This is a genomic window from Kitasatospora sp. NPDC089797 (genome assembly GCF_040684795.1).
Classification (GTDB): domain Bacteria; phylum Actinomycetota; class Actinomycetes; order Streptomycetales; family Streptomycetaceae; genus Kitasatospora.
In genome coordinates this window covers 1-17,001 of record NZ_JBFBGS010000049.1, presented here as the reverse complement: position 1 = coordinate 17,001, position 17,001 = coordinate 1, and the positions used below count along the sequence as shown (strand labels likewise).

The following is a 17,001-nucleotide window of genomic DNA, read 5'->3' as shown; positions in this document are numbered from 1 at the left end:
CAGGTGACAGGTGACAGGTGACGAGTAACAGGTGACGAGTAACAGGTGACAGAGTTCAGAGTTCAGCTGACAGATTTCGAAATCTGTCAGCTGAACTCTGTCAGCTGTTCGCCGTTCGGTGCGCGCCGTTCGGTGTCCGGCGCCCGGCACGCCGTTCGCCCTCGGCCCGTTGTCAGCCGGTCCAGGCGCCGCCCGCCAGGAAGGACTCCAGCGCGGCCCGGTACGGCGCGATGTCGATCCGCTCCCCGGCCAGCCAGTCGTCCGAGTAGTACTTGTCCAGGTAGCGGTCCCCCGGATCGCAGATCAGGCTGACCACGCTGCCCGTGCGCCCGGCCGCCCGCATCTCGGCCACGATCCGCAGCGCGCTCCACAGCCCCGTCCCGGTGGAGGCCCCGGCCTTCTTCCCGAGCACCTGCTCCAGCACCCGCACCGCGGCGATCGAGGCGGCGTCCGGCACCTTCATCATCCGGTCGACGGCCCCCGGCACGAAACTCGGCTCCATCCGGGGCCGCCCGATGCCCTCGATCCGGGAGCCGCTCGCACACACGGCCTCCGGGTCGTGGTTGACCCAGCCCTCGAAGAAACAGGAGTTCTCCGGGTCCGCGACGCAGATCCGGGTGTCGTACTGCATGTAGTGCACGAACCGGGCGATGGTCGCCGAGGTGCCGCCCGTCCCGGCGGTGGCGACGATCCAGGCCGGCTCGGGGTGCGGCTCCAGGCGCAGCTGCGCGAAGACCGACTCGGCGATGTTGTTGTTGCCGCGCCAGTCGGTGGCCCGCTCGGCGTAGGTGAACTGGTCCATGTAGTGCCCGCCGGTCTGCTCGGCGAGCAGCGCGGACGCCTCGTACACCTCGTCCGAGCGCTCGACCAGGTGGCACTCGCCGCCGTGGAACTCGATCAGGTCGATCTTCGCCTGGCTGGTGCTCTTGGCCATGACGGCGATGAACGGGACCCCGATCAGCTGGGCGAAGTACGCCTCGGAGACGGCGGTCGAGCCGCTGGAGGCCTCGATGACCGGCTTGCCGGGGCGGATCCAGCCGTTGCAGAGCCCGTAGAGGAAGAGCGAGCGGGCCAGCCGGTGCTTGAGCGAGCCGGTCGGGTGGGTGGACTCGTCCTTGAGGTACAGGTCGATCCCCCACTCGGCCGGCAGCGGGAAGCGCAGCAGGTGGGTGTCGGCGGAGCGGTTGGCGTCGGCCTGGACCTTGCGCACCGCTTCCTTCAGCCAGGCTCGGTACTGCGCGTCGGAGCGGTCGACGTCGACGGTCGGCTCGACGCCGCCGGTCGGCACGGCGGTGAGGCTCCCACCGGACTGGGTGCTCATGGTCACTACTCCCTCGTTGCGGCCCCCCGCTGCTCACTACGAGTGTACGAGCATCACGATAAGTGACCGTTTCCGGAAGCCCAGCTTGCCCTTATCACCGCCGCCGACCGCAGCCCGCACGGACGCCGCCGGCCGGCCGCCGCCGACCGGACGCCGCGCTACACCGGCACCGACTGCGGGTCCGCCAGGTACGGCCCCCAGCCGAGCTCGGCCGCGCCCGCGAGCGCACCGTGCGCCAGCTCCGCGCCGACGATCGGCACCCGGCCGCTGCGCCCCCACAGGCTGCGGTCGGCGACCACCGCGCGCAGCCGGTCCGGGGCCGCCTCCAGGAGGTCGAGGTGGAGGCCGCTGAGCACCACCCGGTCCGGGTTGAGGATGTTGACGACGCCGGCCAGCCCGAGCCCGAGCCGGTCGATCACGTGCTCCACGGCCGCCCGCGCCCGCTCGTCGGTCGCGGCCGCCCAGCACAGCTCGCGCGCCTGGTCGAGCGGCGGGCGTCCGGGCTCCGGGGTGAGGCCGGCGGCGGCGAACAGCGCGTCCGGGTCCGTCTCGGAGTTCAGGCAGCCGCGGTTGCCGCACACGCAGGGACGGCCCTGCGGGTCGACGGTGAGGTGGCCGACCTCCAGGGCCAGCCCGGCGCTGCCGGTGTGCAGGTGGCCGTCGATCACCAGCGCGCCGCCGACGCCGCGGTGGCCGGAGGTGACGAAGAGCAGGTGCCGGGCGCCGCGGCCGGCGCCGTGCCGGTACTCGGCGAGCGCGGCGAGGTTGGCGTCGTTGGCGATGGCGGTGGGCAGCGGGTGCACCGCCTTCGGGCCGTGGTCGGCCCGGCCGACCTCGACGTCGTACAGGTCGGCGACCGGGGTGCCGCTGGGCCAGGCGAAGTGCAGCGCGGCGAGCGCGGTGCCGTCCGGTTCGGTGACCGGGTTGGGCAGTGCCAGCGCGGCGGCCAGGCAGCGGCGATCGGTCGCGCGGGCCAGTTCCGCCCCCGCCTCGGCGACGGCGCGCAGCATCCGGACCGGGTCGGTGGCGGCGGGCAGCGGCAGGTGGACGGGCGGGTCGAGGAGTCCGCCGAGGCCGGCCAGGGTGACGCTCAGCCCGTCGGCGTGGATCTGGCCCGCGACCACGACCGGGCCCCGCGGGTCGATCGCCAGCCGGTGCGAGGGCCGGCCGCGACCGCCGCCGGCCGGGCGGGAGTCGACGGTGATCAGGCCGAGCGCCTCCAGCTCGGCCGTGACCGCGCCGGCGGTGGCCCGGGTGACGTCCAGCGCGCGGGTGAGCGCGGACCGGGTGGGCGTCTGGCCGGTGTGGATGAGCGAGAGCGCCGGACCGAGCAGCGTCCGCCCCCGGTCGGGGGCCGCGCGGCGGTGGGCGTCACGCTGCGCGTCGAGGTCGGTCCCGGAGCGGGGCCTCGGGCTTGATGGTGAGAGCTGCACGCCCCTATTGTGACTTTGTGCCGCTTCGAAACAAAATCCGTTCCCACCGCCCCGCCGACTGCTCCCCCCTACAGTCTCGCAGCACACCCCCGGTCGCCGACAGCCCCTGGGGCCCCGCACGACTCGCCCTCACCGCCTTCTTCGCCGTCGACGGCTTCCTCTTCGCCGCCTGGGTCGTCCGCATCCCGGACATCCGCAGCCAGGTCAGCGCCTCCCACAGCGCCCTCGGGCTGGCCCTGCTCTGCCTGTCCGTCGGGGCCGTCCTCACCATGCCACTGGTCGGGCGGCTCTGCCTCCGGTACGGCTCGCGGCCGGTCACCGTCGGCTCGCTCGCCCTGCTGAGCCTCGCCGTGCCGCTGCCCGCGCACGCCCACTCGGTGCTCTCGCTCGGCGGCGTGCTGCTGCTGTTCGGGGCCGGGTACGGGGGCGCCAACGTCGCCATGAACAGCGCGGCCGTCGACCTGGTGGCGCAGCTGCGACGGCCCGTCATGCCGAGCTTCCACGCCGGGTACAGCCTGGGCGGGCTGCTCGGCGCGGGCCTCGGCGGGCTGCTCGCCGACCGGCTCACCACCGCATGGGCGCTCGCGCTCGGCGGACTGCTGGGGCTGGCGGTCACCGCCGGCGCGGGCTTCGTGCTGCTGCGCAGTCCGGCCGCGCCGATGGTGGTGCCGGAGCGCGCCGACCGGGGTGCGGCGCCGAGTGCGGCAGCGGATGCCGGGCCGGGTGCGGATGCCGGGCCGGGTCCGGCGTCGGATCCGGCGTCGGATGCGGCGTCGGGCGTCGCGCCGGGTGCGGCGGACCGTCCGGCCGGGGGTCACGTCCGGCTGCTGGTGCTGCTGCTCGGGCTCACGGCGCTGTGCACGGCGTACGGGGAGGGCGCGATCGCCGACTGGACCACGCTCCACCTCACCGACGACGTCCACGCGAGCGCGGGAACGGCCGCCGCCGGGTACGCCGCGTACGCCTTCGCCATGACCAGCGGTCGGGTGGGCGGCACCTGGCTGTCGATCCGGCTGGGGCAGAACCGGCTGATGCTCCTCGGCGGACTGACCGCGGCGGCCGGGATGCTGGTCGCCGCACTGGCCCCCTCGGTGCCGTCGGCGATCGGCGGGTTCGTCCTGGTCGGCCTCGGGCTGGCGAACCTGTTCCCGCTCGCGATCGCGCGGGCGGGTGCGGCGGGCGGTCCGCAGGGCGTCGCACTCGCCTCGACGCTCGGGTACGGCGGGATGCTGATCGGCCCGGTGGTGATCGGCTTCCTCGCCGACGCGACCGGACTGCCGCTGGCCCTGACCACGGTCGCGGTCGCGGCCACGGCGGCGGCCCTGCTGCCGCTGGCGGTCCGACGACACTGATCGGCGGGCGGGCGAGCGGACAGGCGACGGGTGACAGGTGACAAGTAACAGATGACAGCGAACGGATGACAGATGTTGAAATCTGTCAGCTGTCATCTGTTCGCCGTCATCTGTGGCAGCATGCGGCCCCATGACCACCAAAGGCATCCAGGTACTGCGGGCCGACGAGCGTCCGGCCACTCCGTGGCTCAACGGGGGCGGGGTGACCAGGGAGGTCGCCGGGTTCCCCGCCGGGGCCGGGCTGGGCGGGTTCGACTGGCGGGTGAGCCTGGCCGATGTCGCCTCGGCCGGTCCGTTCTCGCCGTTCCCCGGCATCGACCGGGTGATCACGCTGGTCGAGGGCGCGGGCATGGCGCTCACGGTGGACGGCGTCGAGCAGGTGATCGACGCCCCGTTCCACCCGTTCCCCTTTCCCGGAGACGCCACGACCGACTGCCGCCTGCTGGACGGCCCGGTGGTCGACTTCAACGTCATGACCCGCCGCGGCCGGGTCGAGGCCGCCGTCGACCTGCACACCGCGCCCGGCACCGTCCCGGTCCCGTCGGCGGCGACCGTCCTGCTGGTGTGCCTCGCCGGTTCGGCGACCGTCTCCGGCGCCCGGCTGACCCGCTACGACGCCGTACTGCTCGACGCGCCCGGCAGCCACGAACTGCGGCCCGACGGCGTCACCGTCGCGATCACCTTCCGCACCCCCACCCACTGAACGCCCGTACCCGACACCGCCCCGCGCGCGGCACCGCCCGCGCCCCCGGAGCGACCGGGTGCGCGGGCGGCCGCGACGGCGGCACCCGTACCGACGGCGACGTCCGTACCGGCGGCGACATCCGTACCGGCGGCGGGCGACGGCAGTGGCGACGCCGACGGCGAGCAGGGATCAGCCGCAGAACACCGGGGTGGCGTGCGCCGGGTCCAGGGCGTTGGCCACCAGGTGCAGCGCGGTCGGCGAGAACGCGATCGCGACGTGCTCGGCGAGCGTGACCGGGCAGTGGTCCTGGAGCACCTCGTTGTCGACGTCCGGCCCGTTCAGGAACTGGGTCCGCCAGGGAGTGACGACCTCGTCGTACACGGTGGAGATCACCGTGTAGTGCACGCCGGGCACGGTGTCCGGCCGGGAGGCCATGGTGGCGTTGAAGTCGGAGCCCACCGCCTGGTCGCGGCAGGCCTGGCAGACGGTGTAGATCAGGTCGGCCACACCGGGGAAGTACGGCGCCAGCTTGGTGATCCCGTCGAGGGTGGTGCCGTGGTTGGACGGGGCCAGCCCGACCAGGGTGTCCACCTTCGAGGCCCCGCCGAGGAACTTGAGGTAGTAGTTGGGCAGCATGCCGCCCTGCGAGTGCCCGACGATGTCGACCTTGGCCGCCCCGGTCGCGCTGCGCACCAGGTCGACGAAGTGGGCGAGTTGGGCCGCCGAGGCGGCCACCGGCCCGAGGCCGCCGATCGGCAGCAGCAGACCGCTGCCGGTGGAGGTGATCCCCGGAACGGTCCCGTAGTCGAGGGCGAAGACGCAGTACCCGAGGCCCTTCAGCAGCGGGGAGAGCGCCAGCCAGTTCTCGTAGCGGTTGGCGAAGGTGCCGTGCACCAGCACCACCGGGTCGGGGTGCGCGGCGGACGGCCGGCAGGTCCAGTCGTTGGCGCCGGGCGGCGAGGCCACCGAGTCGCCGTCGGGCGGGAGTTCGGTCGCGGCCGCGGCGGTGACAGCCGGGGCCGCAGCCACCGCCGGAGCCGCGGTGGCGGGGGCCGCCGCGGCGACCAGCAGCGCGACCGCCAGGGCGGCCGCGCCGAGCGCTCCACCGATCCGACGGCGCGCGGGTGTTGCGGAGAAGCGGAGAAGTGGGGTTCTCAACTGTTGCCTCCACAGCGGAAGTTTGTTACCAACAGGTAACCCGAGTGGCTCCATGATGCGGTCACCCCTCCGGCCCGGCCCTTGGGCGTCCCCCAGACCTGGACGGTGTTCTCTGTGACCGGTCACAACGCACCCCACTGCGCCCCCACCAGCCGCCCCGCCGACGCCCGCGAGACAGCCGAAGCCCGCGAGACAGCCGGAGCCCGGGAAGCAACCGGGGCCGCCGAGGCTGCCGTCGACGCCCGCACCGGAACGCCCTCCGCGGCCCGCCCCCGCGCCGGCACCGCGGCCCCCGCGGAGACCGCCGACCACCTCTCCCCCTGGCGCGCCCCGGTGATCGGCGGCCTCTCGGCCGACCAGCGGCTCCTCGGCGGCGCCCGCGAGTTGGCCGCGGGCGTGGTCGCCGCCCTGCTGGAGCGGGTGCCGGTCTACCGCCGCCTCCCCCGCGAGCAGCTCGCCGGGGAGATCACCCGGGACGCCGAGCGCCGGATCCGCGCGCTGGCCCACACCGTCCGCACCGGACTCCCGGCCCCCGCCGAGGAGTTCACCGCCGTACGGGAGTCCGCCGCGCGCCGCGCCGAGGAGGGCCTCCCGCTGGACGCCGTCCTGCTCGCCCACCACCTCGGCCTGGAGGTCTGCTGGGAGTTCCTCACCCGGGACGCCCACGCCGGTGACGCCGCCGACCTGCTGCTGCTCAACCGCCTGCTGCTCGACCAGCTCCGTCGGGCCTCCACCGCCGCCGGCTCCGGATACCTGGACGGCCGGCGCGCGGCCGTGGACCGCAGCTCCACCGCCCGGCAGTCCCTGCTCACCGCGCTGCTGGCCGGCACCCCCGCCGAGGAGGCCGCGGCCCGGGCCGGAACCGGGCTGCCGGCCGGCTACGCGGTGCTCTGCCTGTCCCTCGCGGACCACCCGGACGAGCACTCCCCCGGCGTGGACCCGGGCATCGCCGCCCGCCGCAAGCTCCGCCGTTTCGGCGCCGAACTCGACCACCGCACCCGGCAGTCGGCACTGACCGCGCTCACCCCGTCCGGCGGGTTGGTGCTCGTCCCGCTCCCGACCACCCCCGACCGGGCCCCCGACCGGACCGCCGACCGGCCGTCCGACGCACCCACCGCACCCACCCCACTCACCGCACCCGCCGCCGAGGAGGCCTGGCCGCAGCTCGCCGCCGTCCTGGCCGCGGCAGCCCGCGAGGCCGGCGTGCCCGTACTGGCCGGAGCCGCCGCCGCAGTGCCCGCCGAGGTCCCCGACGCCGCCGCCCTCGCGTACGAAGTCCTGGACGTCGCACGGGCATTCGGCCGCCCACCCGGGCTGCACCGGCTCGACGACGTCCTGCTGGAGTACCAGCTGACCCGGCCCAGCCGGGCCCGCTCCCGGCTCGCCGCACTGCTCGAACCACTCGACGAAGCCGGGGAGTTGCTCACCACCCTGCGAACCCACCTGGCCGGCGGCCTCAACCGACGGCACACCGCGAGCGCCCTGCACCTGCACCCGAACACCGTCGACTACCGGCTGCGCCGGATCGCCGTCCTGACCGGCCTGGACCCGGCCCGCCCGGCCGACGTCCTGCGGATCACCGCAGCGCTCGCCGCCCGGACGGCCGAACGGTCGACCCCGGCGCACCCGTGGTGAAGCGGCGGCACCCGCGCCGACCGGGGCGCGGGTGCCGGTCACGGCCCGGGATCAGCCGTCGATCCAGCCGTGGGCGACCAGCCGCCCCGTCCAGCCCGGTCCAGGCCTGCGGGCCGACGAACAGTCCCGCTCGGCCCCGCTCGGCCCTGCTCAATCCCGCTCAGTCCCGCTCAATCCCGCTCGGCCCCGCTCAATCCCGCTCCCCCGGCAACCGCAGGTCCCACCCCACCAGCGCACGCAGCTGCTCCGCCGTCACGCCGTCCGGCACCGGCCGGGGCGGCTCGTGGCGCAGCGGCGGCTGCCAGCCCTCCTGCTCGGTCCAGCGGCGGACCACCTTGGCCGGCGCCCCGGCGACCACGCTGTGGTCGGGCACGTCGCCGCGCACCACCGCGCCCGCCGCGACCACCACGTTGCGCCCGATCCGCGCGCCCGGCATGATCACGGCGCCGGTGCCGATCCAGCTGCCCGCGCCGATCTCCACCGGCTCGTTGCGCGGCCACTGCTTGCCGATCGGCAGCTCGGTGTCCCGGTACTCGTGCGCCTGGTCGCTGACGTACACCCCGGGGCCGGTCCACACGTCGTCGCCGATCACGATCGACTGGTGGCCGACGATGTGGCTGTCCCGGCCGATGACGCAGCCGCCGCCGATCCGCACGATCGGTTCCGGCCCGAGGTCGAGTCCGGGCAGGAAGCCGGCGCTGATGGTGACCCGTTCGCCGATGATCGAGAACGGCCCGATGGTGATCCACTGCTCGTTGAACACCGCCCCGGGCGGGAAGGCGAGGGAGGTGCCGTCGCCCAGCTCGCCGAACCGGTACGGGCCGGGATTGCGGTTGGTGACCGCGCCGGTCCGCTGCATCCAGCGCCAGCCCCGGTGGACGAGGCGCCCGGCGGCCCGGCGGCCACCGTCCCGGACGGCGGAGAGGAGGGAACGGGTTATCGGCATGCGCTCACGTTACCGGCCCGTAGGGCCCGTCCGGCCGCCGGGAGGTCGACATCACACGGGCCCCACCGGCCCCGCCCGCAGCGCGGGCTCGAGGCCGTCCGGACCGGTCCGAAATCCGCCACCGCTGTCACGGGCCGGTGGGAGACTCCGTCCCATGGAGATCTCCGCACACCTCGACGCGCTGCGCCGTGAGGGCGCCCTGCTGGCCGAGGCCGCCGCCCGCACCGACCTCACCGCCCCCGTCCCGACCTGCCCGGACTGGCAGTTGGCCGATCTGGTGCGGCACACCGGCCAGGTCCACCGCTGGGCCGCCGCCTACCCGGCGAAGGGCCTGCGGGCGGTTCTGGACGCGACGGACCGACAGGCCGTCATCGGCCCCGACCCCTCGGACGCCGCCCTGCTCGACTGGTTCCGCGAGGGCCACGAGGCGTTGGTGACGACGCTCTCCGCGGCGCCGACCGACGTCGAGTGCTGGACCTTCCTGCCCGCGCCCAGCCCGCTGGCCTTCTGGGCCCGGCGTCAGGCGCACGAGACCGCCGTGCACCGCTTCGACGCCGACGCGGCGGCCGGCACCCCCGGTCCGGCCGTGGACCCGGCGTTCGCCCTGGACGGCATCGACGAGCTGCTGGTCGGCTTCCTGGGCCTCGGCCGGGCGAAGGCGCACACCGACGACCCGCGCACCCTCCTGGTCCGGCCGACCGACGGCCCGGGCTCCTGGCGCCTGACCTTCTCCCCCGGGCCGCTCGCCGTCAGCACGGAGGAGGCTCCCGAACCGGCCGACCTGACGGTCACCGGCCCGGCCCGGGAGCTCTACCTGCTGCTCTGGAACCGGCTGACGACCGCACAGGCCGGACGGACCGGGCAGGGCGGGGCCGTCGAGCGGGCCGGGCAGGTCGAACTGGTCGGCGACCACGCCCTGCTCGACCTCTGGCGGGAGGGCGCGGCGATCCGCTGATCCCGACCGCCTCCGGTCCCGGCCACCACCGGCCGGGCCCCGCGCCGGGCCCCGCATCGGCGCGGGGCCCGGCTCACCTCGGGCTCCGACTCACCACGGGCGCCGACTCACCGCGGGACTCCGCTCACCGCACCCAGGCGGCCGGCCGCTTCTCGAGGAACGACCGCATCCCCTCCTGCGCCTCCGCCGACCCGAACAGCCGTGCCGACAGCTGCACCAGCTCGTCCGCGTCCCGCTGGAAGGACCGCACCACCTCGGCGTTGGCCAGCCGCTTCGACTCCGCCAGCCCCTGCGGCGAGCCCTGGCGCAGCGCGTCCAGCAGGCCTGCGAGCACCGTCGCGGTGTCCTCGGTCGACTCGGCCGCCCGGGTGATCAGGCCGATCCGGGCCGCCTCGGCGGCGTCGAAGACCTCGCCGGTGAGGTAGTAGCGGGAGGCGGCGCGCGGCTCCAGCTTGGGGCGCAGCGGCAGCGAGATGACGGCGGGTGCGAGACCGAGCCGGACCTCGGTGAAGGCGAAGGTCGCGGCTGGTCCGGCGACGGCGAGGTCGGCCGCACCGATCAGGCCGAGACCCCCGGCCCGGGCGTGCCCGTCGAGCACGGCGATCACCGGCTTGCTGCAGTCCACGATCGCCTTCTGCAGCTCGACCAGGCCGCGCGGGCCCACCGTCGGGTCCGCGCCGGTCGCCTCGGACAGGTCCGCGCCCGCGCAGAACACCTTGCCGGTGTGGGTGAGCACCACCGCTCGGACGTCCCGGTTCGCCGCGGCCACCGCGAGCCCGGCGTGCAGCTCGGACATCAGCCGGGAGGAGAGCGCGTTGCGGTTGTGCGGCGAGTCGAGGGTGAGCGTGGTGACGGCGTCGGCGGTGCTGACGTGGACGAGGGGCGCTGCGCTGGTCATTGGCGGTGGCCTGCCTTCCGGCTGAGGGTGGGTCGGACTGCGCGCGCGGCCCGGGGTGCCCGGACGGCGCCCGGACGACTCTGGCACGCCCACCCGCCCCTCGGCCAGAGCCGCTCGCCGTCCGGCGCCCGCCGTCCAGCACCCGGCGCCCGGTGCCCGGCACCGCCTACCGGCCGCCCGACGGGTACGAGCCCTCCGGCCGACGCACGGATATCCGCTGGTGCCGGCCGTCGGCCACCCGGCAGCATGGCGCCGTGACCACCGACCCCGCCGTCCTGCTGCTCGCCCCGCGGATCAACGAGACCGGCCTCCAACTGCGCACCGCCGCCGGGCGGCGCGGTCTGCGGGCGTACACCGCCGCCTCCTGGCGGGCACCGCGCGACCTGCTCGGCGCCGCGGTCCACGTGTACGGCGGGCCGCTGTTCGCCGACGCGGTCGGCCGGGAGCTGGGCCTCGCCCTCCTGGAGCCGGCCGAGGACTGGTTGGCCCGGCTGCCGACCGCGCTGACCGGTCGGCGGGTGTCGGCGACGACGCTGGCCGAGGCCCGTGCGCTGCGCGGCCCGGCGTTCGTGAAGCCGCCGGCCGACAAGCTGTTCGCCGCCCGGGTCTACCCGGACGGTGCGGCGCTGCCCGGGCCCGAACTGCTGGACGGTGACACCGCGGTGCTGGTCAGCGAGGTGGTGCGGTTCCGTACCGAGTACCGGCTGTTCGTCCTGGACGGCACGGTCCGCGCCGGGTCGCGCTACGCGGTGGCCAGTGACCTCGCGGTCGCGCCGCTCGGGCCGGACGGCCCCGACGTGCTGGCGTTCACCCGCGAGGTGCTGGCCGGCTCGGTCGAGCGGGCGCCGCTGCCGGGCGCGGTGGTGGTGGACGTCGGGCGGACGGACCGCGGCTGGGCGGTGGTCGAGGCCAACGCCGCCTGGGCGAGCGGAGGTTATGCCGCCGACCCGGGCGAGGTGCTGGACGTGGTACTGCGCTCCTCCGGACCGGCCGCCCAACTCCCCTCCGAGGACCTGCCGTTCCGGCGCGAGCTGCCCGAAGTGGTGTACTGACCGAGCGGTCGGCACCGGCTCGCCGCCGGGTCGGCCGACCGACGGCACGGTGTACGGAGCAGCGCACGGCAAGGCTTGCGGCGCCGCCCACGATGGCGCACGATCATGCCCCATGACCACCACGCACCTCACCCACATCACCGAGCCGTCCGGCGTCGCCGCCGGGACGGGCTACACCCAGGTCGTCACCGGCAGCGGTCGGCTGGTCCAGATCTCCGGGCAGGTCGCCTTCGACGAGCAGCGGAACCTGGTCGGTGCGGGCGACCCCGGGGCCCAGGCCCGCCAGGTCTTCGAGAACCTGCGCCGCTGTCTGGCGGCCGCCGGGGCCGACTTCTCCGACGTCGTCAAGTTCACCTTCTTCATGACCGACATCGCCTACCTCTCCGACATCCGGGACGCCCGCAACGAGTTCCTGGGCGACCTGCCGCTCCCGGCGGCCTCCGCGATGCAGGTCGCGGCGCTGTTCCGGCCGGAGGTTCTGATCGAGATCGAGGCGCTGGCCATCGTCCAGGAGCGGTGACGCCCCGTCCGGCCGCGCCTCCGCCGGCCCCGCCTCCGCCGCTCCCGTCTCACCCGTCTCACCCGGCCACGAGCCGACCGTCCCGCCGTCCGGCCCACCGGACGGCGGGGCCCATCGCCAGGCCCGCCGCCGCCAGCACCGCGCCCAGGACGGCCCAGCCGACCGGTCCGAAGCCGATCACCACCGTGCTGACCAGGGCCGGGCCGGCCATCAGCGCGGCCGCCGTGCCCGCGTTGAACACCCCCTGGTACGCGCCGTGTCCGCGCTCGCCCGCGAGGTCGTAGCTCAGCGCCCAGCCGCCCGCCTGGCCCAGCACCTCGCCCAGCGACTGCAAGCCGACCCCGGCGAGCACCACCACGGCGGCGAGGATCCCGGGCAGTCCCGGCGCGAGGGCGATGACCAGGCAGGACACCGCGAGCAGCATCCCCGCGCGGCGGCAGGCGCGAACGGCCGCCGGGCGCTCCTCGGTGCCCCGGGTGGCCCGCACCTGGAGGGCGATCACCAGCAGGGTGTTGACGACCAGGGTCCCGGCGACGGTGATCCGCGGTGCGTCGGTGTGCTGGACGATCCACAGCGGAATGCCGACCTCCAGCACCGCGAACTGCAGCCCGAGGACGGAGCACAGCGCCGTGACGGCCAGGAAGGGCCCGTCCCGCAGCGCCGGGTTGCGCCGCCGCCCCTGCTCGCCGCCCTTCTCCTCCGGGCCCGGATGACCCGCCGCACTCGCCGCCGCCTCCTCCGCTGCTCCCGTCGCCGCCCCCCGCATCGCGCCCACCGCCCCGGGCAGCCTGCACAGCAGCAGCGCGACGGCGACGTAGGAGACCGAGTCGGCCAGGATCGCCGCCAGGTACACCGGCCGGGTGTCGAGCTGGAGCGCGATCGCGCCCAGGCCGGTGCCCAGGCAGATGCCGACGTTGGTCACCACCCGCAGGTACGCCCGGCCGGCCACCCGCCGGTCGGCCGGCAGCACGTCCGCGTAGAGCGCGTTCCGGACCGCCGACGAGCCCCGGTCGACGGCCGAGACGGCGCAGGCCAGCACGAGGAAGGCCGGGTAGCTGTGCACCAGCGCGTACCCGGCGGTGCCCACCGCCTCCGCCGAGACCAGCACGACCAGCACCCGCCGGGCGCCCCAGCGGTCGGCGGCCCGGCCGGCCGGCACGCTGGCGAGGACTCCGCACAGCCCGGCGGCGGTCATCCCGAACCCCAGCTGGGCGGCGCTCAGGCCGAGCACCCGGGTGAAGAACAGCACCGCGACGGACAGCGAGAGGCCGTTGCCCACGGTGTTGACCAGGGTGATCCCGGCCAGCCGGCGGACCGTCGGATCGGGGTGCAGCCGCCGCCGGACGGCCGCGGGAACCCGCCCGCCCCGCTCGGACGCGGGCAGGCCGGAGGACGGTGCGGAGGACTCCGCCGGTGAGGTGGTCATGCCGCCGATTCCACCGCCGGACGGACCGGAGCGGACAATCCTTTAGGCTCTGGCTGAATCCTGGCCGTCAGCTGGAGGCACCCGTGCACCGCTTCACGCTCCGCCTCGCCGACCTCGCCACCACCTGGTTCGCCTACTCGCCGATCCACGAGACCGTGCTCAGCCTGCGGATGTGGACCCACCCGGGCGTGTACCGGCTCCAGAACCGGGCCTTCGAGCAGCTCAGGCCCTCGTTCGAGCGCCTGGACTCCCGGCTGCTGCGCACGCTGACCACCCGGAACCGCTGGGTCCCGGACTTCCTGACCCCCCGGCCGTCCTCCCCCGCCCCGGACTTCCGCGCCGAGCTCGCCACCGTCCGCGCCCTGCCGCCGGAGCTGCTGCGCGGCGAGCTGGAGCAGACCTTCCTGCCGCACGGGCAGCCGCTGCCCGCCCTGCTGGAGGCCGGACTCGCGGACCCGGCAGCGCTGTTGGGGCGGATCTGCGACGCGCTGGAGGAGTACTGGGAGGCGTGCCTGGCGCCCGCCTGGTGGCCGCAGGCCCGCGCGGTGCTGGAGGCCGACCTGGTGTACCGGGCGCGGGTGCTCGCCCAGCACGGCGCGGCGGCGCTGTTCTCGGACCTGGACCACCGGCTGGAGTGGGCGGACGGCGTGCTGTCGATCAACCGGAACTGGATGGACGGGGACGTGGAGACCGCCGTGGACGGCCGCGGCCTGGTGCTCTGCCCGACCTTCTTCGTCCGGGGCGCGATCACCATGATCGACAGCACCCGGCCGCCCCAGATCAGCTACCCGGCCCGCGGCCAGGCCGGGATGGCCGGCCAGGGCCCACCGGTACCGCCGCGGGCCCTGGAGGCGCTGGTGGGCGCGCCGAAGGCCCGGCTGCTCGCCATGCTCGCCGAGCCGGCCTCCACCACCGAGCTCTCCTACCGCCTGGGCGTCACCCCGGGCGCGGTCAGCCAGCACCTGTCCGTCCTGGCCGCCACCGGCCTGGTCACCCGGGCCCGGCACGGCCGCTCGGTGCTGTACCGGCGCAGCGTGCTCGGGGACGAGCTGACCGGCGGCCGCTGAACTCCGGCCACCTCCCCCAACTCCCCAGTGGTACAGACCTGTTGACGCATTGGTCCAGTCCTCCTACAGTGCCCATGCCCCGCCTCCCCACGGCGCGGGCACCGATCGCACCCGGATCGCCCCGGTTCTACGCCCCCTGTCCAACCCCCACCGTCACAGGGAGAACCATGTCCGCTCGATCCCGGGCGGGGCGCCCACGCATGCGCAGCAGACTGCTGACGCTGCTGGCCGTCCTGCTCCTCCCGCTCGCCGTCCTGACCGCGCTCGCCGCCCCCGCGAGCGCCGCCGGCAAGCTCACCGCCACCTTCGCCACCACCGACAACGGCTCGTGGTGGCAGGGCACTTACATCGTCCACAACGACAACGCCACCGCCGTCTCCGGCTGGACCCTGGAGTTCGACCTGCCGGCCGGGGTCACCCTCGGCAACACCACGAACGGCACCGCGACCGTCAACGGGCGGCACGTCACCGCCACCGCCGCCTACTACAACGCGACCGTCAACGCCCACAGCACCACCGAGCCGTACAGCTTCTGGTTCGTCGGCAACGGCCCGGTCTCCACCCCGCTCAACTGCCGGATCAACGGCGACAAGTGCGACGGCAGCGCCGACGTCCCGCCGTCCGCGCCGGGCACCCCCACCGTCACCGAGTCGACCGCCCACACCCTCGCCCTGAGCTGGCCGGCCGCCACCGGCGGCGACTTCCCGGTCGCCTCCTACGACGTGCTGAGCGGCAGCACCGTGCTCGCCTCCAGCCCGACCGCCAGCGCCCTGGTCACCGGGCTGACCCCGGCCACCACGTACACCCTGACCGTCCGGGCCACGGACGGCCGGGGCAACACGGGCCCGCTCAGTGCGCCCGTCACCGCCGCCACCTTCGACCCGTCCACCGACACCGTTCCACCGACCGCGCCGACCAACCTCCTTGCCACGGCGGTCGGTTCCTCCGACGTCACGCTCGCCTGGGACGCCGCCACCGACAACGTCCGGGTCGCCGCGTACGACGTCTACCGCGGCCCCACCCTGGTGACCACGGTCGGCGGCGCCACCCTGACCGCGGCCGTCGGCAGCCTCTCCCCGTCCACCACGTACACCTTCACGGTGAAGGCCCGCGACCCCGCCGACAACACCTCGCCCGCCTCCGCCCCGCTCACCGTGACCACGGCGGACATCGTCGGCGCCGGGAAGTACGCCCGGGTCGGCTACTTCGTCCAATGGGGCATCTACGGCCGCCAGTACTTCGTGAAGAACCTCGACACCTCGGGCAGCGCGGCCAAGCTCGACATCATCAACTACGCCTTCGAGAACATCGATCCGGTCAACCTGACCTGCCTGGCGGGCGTGACCAAGGGCACCTCCAGCAACCCGGAGGACCCGGACCAGGGCACCGGCGCCGGTGACGCCGACGCCGACTACGCCCGCCCGATGAGCGCCGACCAGTCCGTGGACGGCGTCGCCGACGACGGCTGGGGCAAACTCCGGGGCAACTTCAACCAGTTGAAGAAGCTCAAGGCCAAGTACCCGAACCTGAAGGTGGTCGTCTCGCTCGGCGGCTGGACGTACTCCAAGTACTTCTCCGACGCGGCCGCGACCGACGCGTCCCGGCAGAAGTTCGTCAAGTCCTGCGTCGACACCTGGATCAAGGGCAACCTGCCCGCCTACAACGGCGCCGGCGGCGACGGCACCGCGGCCGGGATCTTCGACGGCATCGACCTCGACTGGGAGTGGCCCGGCTCCGCCGACGGCCACCCCGGCAACCACTGGAGCGCCAACGACAAGACCAACCTGACCCTGCTCGCGGCCGAATTCCGCAAGCAGCTCGACGCGTTGGGCGGCCCGCACAAGCTGCTCACCGCCTTCACCCCGGCCGACCCGGCGAAGGTCGCGGCCGGCTGGGACCTCGGCAACGTCTTCAACTCGCTCGACATCGCCAACGTCCAGGGCTACGACTTCCACGGGTCCGGCAGCGACAACTCCTGGGAGCCCAACCGCACCGGCCAGGCCTCCAACCTCTACCAGGACCCCAACGACCCCTACCCGTTCCACTTCAGCGTGGACACGGCCGTCCAGACCTACCTCGGCGCCGGGGTCAACCCGCGCAAGCTGACCATCGGCTTCCCGTTCTACGGGCGCGGCTGGCAGGGCGTGGCGGACGGCGGTGCCAACGGCGCCTGGCAGTCCGCGAACGGCGCCGCACCCGGCCAGTTCGCCGAGGAGGCCGGCACCCGCGGGTACAACAACCTGATCACCGGCGTGCCCGGCCTCACCGTCTACCACGACCCCAAGTCCGTTGCCACGTACGGCTACACGGGCGCGAACGGCCAGTGGTGGAGCTTCGACGACGCCTGGTCGATCGCCCAGAAGGCGGCCTACCTCAAGTCGAAGAACCTGCTCGGCGGCATGATCTGGGAGATGTCCGGCGACACCCCGTCCGGCACCCTGATGACGGCCCTCGACACCGGGCTCAGGTGACCGCGACGGCGGCCCGCCGACCCCGCACACCACAGCCCGGGTGACCGCCCGCGCGGCGACGGCGGCCGGCGCCCCCTCCCGA

Annotated in this window: 14 protein-coding genes; 8 read left to right on the top strand and 6 right to left on the bottom strand. The window is 74.7% G+C overall.

The features are described 5' to 3' along the window. Window positions 1–172 precede the first annotated feature (172 nt). Together AB0O91_RS31655 and AB0O91_RS31650 are read right to left on the bottom strand one after the other, a co-directional pair. Window positions 173–1,321 carry a PLP-dependent cysteine synthase family protein gene (locus AB0O91_RS31655; RefSeq protein WP_363440444.1) on the bottom strand — a complete coding sequence of 383 codons (1,149 nt, stop codon included), beginning with the start codon at window positions 1,319–1,321 and terminating at the stop codon, window positions 173–175. Between the two features lie 158 nt (window positions 1,322–1,479). Continuing rightward, on the bottom strand, window positions 1,480–2,655 hold the full coding sequence (locus AB0O91_RS31650; protein ID WP_363440576.1) for an ROK family protein: 1,176 nt from the start codon (window positions 2,653–2,655) through the stop codon (window positions 1,480–1,482). Between the two features lie 116 nt (window positions 2,656–2,771). Between AB0O91_RS31650 and AB0O91_RS31645 the strand changes: the two genes are divergently transcribed. Beyond that, complete coding sequence (locus tag AB0O91_RS31645) at window positions 2,772–4,106, top strand: MFS transporter (protein ID WP_363440441.1); 1,335 nt, start codon at window positions 2,772–2,774, stop codon at window positions 4,104–4,106. 130 nt (window positions 4,107–4,236) lie between these two features. Further along, the gene (locus tag AB0O91_RS31640; protein ID WP_363440438.1) at window positions 4,237–4,809 is read left to right on the top strand and encodes a HutD family protein; all 573 of its coding nucleotides are present in this window, start codon (window positions 4,237–4,239) and stop codon (window positions 4,807–4,809) included. Between the two features lie 171 nt (window positions 4,810–4,980). Here AB0O91_RS31640 and AB0O91_RS31635 read toward each other — a convergent pair whose 3' ends face one another. Then, complete coding sequence (locus AB0O91_RS31635; protein WP_363440574.1) at window positions 4,981–5,859, bottom strand: alpha/beta fold hydrolase; 879 nt, start codon at window positions 5,857–5,859, stop codon at window positions 4,981–4,983. A gap of 204 nt (window positions 5,860–6,063) precedes the next feature. Between AB0O91_RS31635 and AB0O91_RS31630 the strand changes: the two genes are divergently transcribed. Further along, window positions 6,064–7,584, top strand: coding sequence for a helix-turn-helix domain-containing protein (locus AB0O91_RS31630; RefSeq protein WP_363440436.1), 1,521 nt, complete (start codon window positions 6,064–6,066; stop codon window positions 7,582–7,584). 190 nt (window positions 7,585–7,774) lie between these two features. Here AB0O91_RS31630 and AB0O91_RS31625 read toward each other — a convergent pair whose 3' ends face one another. Continuing rightward, a complete protein-coding gene (locus AB0O91_RS31625) occupies window positions 7,775–8,530 on the bottom strand; it encodes a DapH/DapD/GlmU-related protein (protein ID WP_363440433.1) in 756 nt (251 codons plus the stop codon). A 154-nt stretch (window positions 8,531–8,684) separates the two neighbouring features. Between AB0O91_RS31625 and AB0O91_RS31620 the strand changes: the two genes are divergently transcribed. Then, a complete protein-coding gene (locus tag AB0O91_RS31620; RefSeq protein WP_363440430.1) occupies window positions 8,685–9,485 on the top strand; it encodes a maleylpyruvate isomerase family mycothiol-dependent enzyme in 801 nt (266 codons plus the stop codon). A 124-nt stretch (window positions 9,486–9,609) separates the two neighbouring features. On the opposite strand, the gene AB0O91_RS31615 is transcribed toward AB0O91_RS31620, so the two are convergent. Continuing rightward, window positions 9,610–10,383 (bottom strand): enoyl-CoA hydratase family protein, encoded by a 774-nt coding sequence (locus tag AB0O91_RS31615; RefSeq protein ID WP_363440428.1) that lies wholly within the window; start codon window positions 10,381–10,383, stop codon window positions 9,610–9,612. A gap of 254 nt (window positions 10,384–10,637) precedes the next feature. Between AB0O91_RS31615 and AB0O91_RS31610 the strand changes: the two genes are divergently transcribed. Continuing rightward, window positions 10,638–11,435, top strand: a complete 798-nt coding sequence (locus AB0O91_RS31610; RefSeq protein WP_363440425.1) for an ATP-grasp domain-containing protein — start codon at window positions 10,638–10,640, stop codon at window positions 11,433–11,435. A gap of 112 nt (window positions 11,436–11,547) precedes the next feature. After that, window positions 11,548–11,955, top strand: coding sequence for a RidA family protein (locus AB0O91_RS31605; RefSeq protein ID WP_363440422.1), 408 nt, complete (start codon window positions 11,548–11,550; stop codon window positions 11,953–11,955). A gap of 58 nt (window positions 11,956–12,013) precedes the next feature. On the opposite strand, the gene AB0O91_RS31600 is transcribed toward AB0O91_RS31605, so the two are convergent. After that, window positions 12,014–13,381, bottom strand: a complete 1,368-nt coding sequence (locus AB0O91_RS31600; protein WP_363440419.1) for an MFS transporter — start codon at window positions 13,379–13,381, stop codon at window positions 12,014–12,016. 83 nt (window positions 13,382–13,464) lie between these two features. Between AB0O91_RS31600 and AB0O91_RS31595 the strand changes: the two genes are divergently transcribed. Both AB0O91_RS31595 and AB0O91_RS31590 read left to right on the top strand, forming a co-directional pair. Further along, window positions 13,465–14,448, top strand: coding sequence for a helix-turn-helix domain-containing protein (locus AB0O91_RS31595; RefSeq protein WP_363440416.1), 984 nt, complete (start codon window positions 13,465–13,467; stop codon window positions 14,446–14,448). 200 nt (window positions 14,449–14,648) lie between these two features. Beyond that, window positions 14,649–16,919 (top strand): glycosyl hydrolase family 18 protein, encoded by a 2,271-nt coding sequence (locus AB0O91_RS31590; protein WP_363440413.1) that lies wholly within the window; start codon window positions 14,649–14,651, stop codon window positions 16,917–16,919. Window positions 16,920–17,001: the final 82 nt, after the last annotated feature.

Bases quoted from the DNA above. Each gene is read 5' to 3' on its own strand.
- AB0O91_RS31655 (WP_363440444.1), bottom strand. From the start codon at position 1,321: ATGAGCACCCAGTCCGGTGGGAGCCTCACCGCCGTGCCGACCGGCGGC.
- AB0O91_RS31640 (WP_363440438.1), top strand. From the start codon at position 4,237: ATGACCACCAAAGGCATCCAGGTACTGCGGGCCGACGAGCGTCCGGCC.
- AB0O91_RS31625 (WP_363440433.1), bottom strand. From the start codon at position 8,530: ATGCCGATAACCCGTTCCCTCCTCTCCGCCGTCCGGGACGGTGGCCGC.
- AB0O91_RS31620 (WP_363440430.1), top strand. From the start codon at position 8,685: ATGGAGATCTCCGCACACCTCGACGCGCTGCGCCGTGAGGGCGCCCTG.
- AB0O91_RS31615 (WP_363440428.1), bottom strand. From the start codon at position 10,383: ATGACCAGCGCAGCGCCCCTCGTCCACGTCAGCACCGCCGACGCCGTC.
- AB0O91_RS31605 (WP_363440422.1), top strand. From the start codon at position 11,548: ATGACCACCACGCACCTCACCCACATCACCGAGCCGTCCGGCGTCGCC.
- AB0O91_RS31600 (WP_363440419.1), bottom strand. From the start codon at position 13,381: ATGACCACCTCACCGGCGGAGTCCTCCGCACCGTCCTCCGGCCTGCCC.
- AB0O91_RS31590 (WP_363440413.1), top strand. From the start codon at position 14,649: ATGCGCAGCAGACTGCTGACGCTGCTGGCCGTCCTGCTCCTCCCGCTC.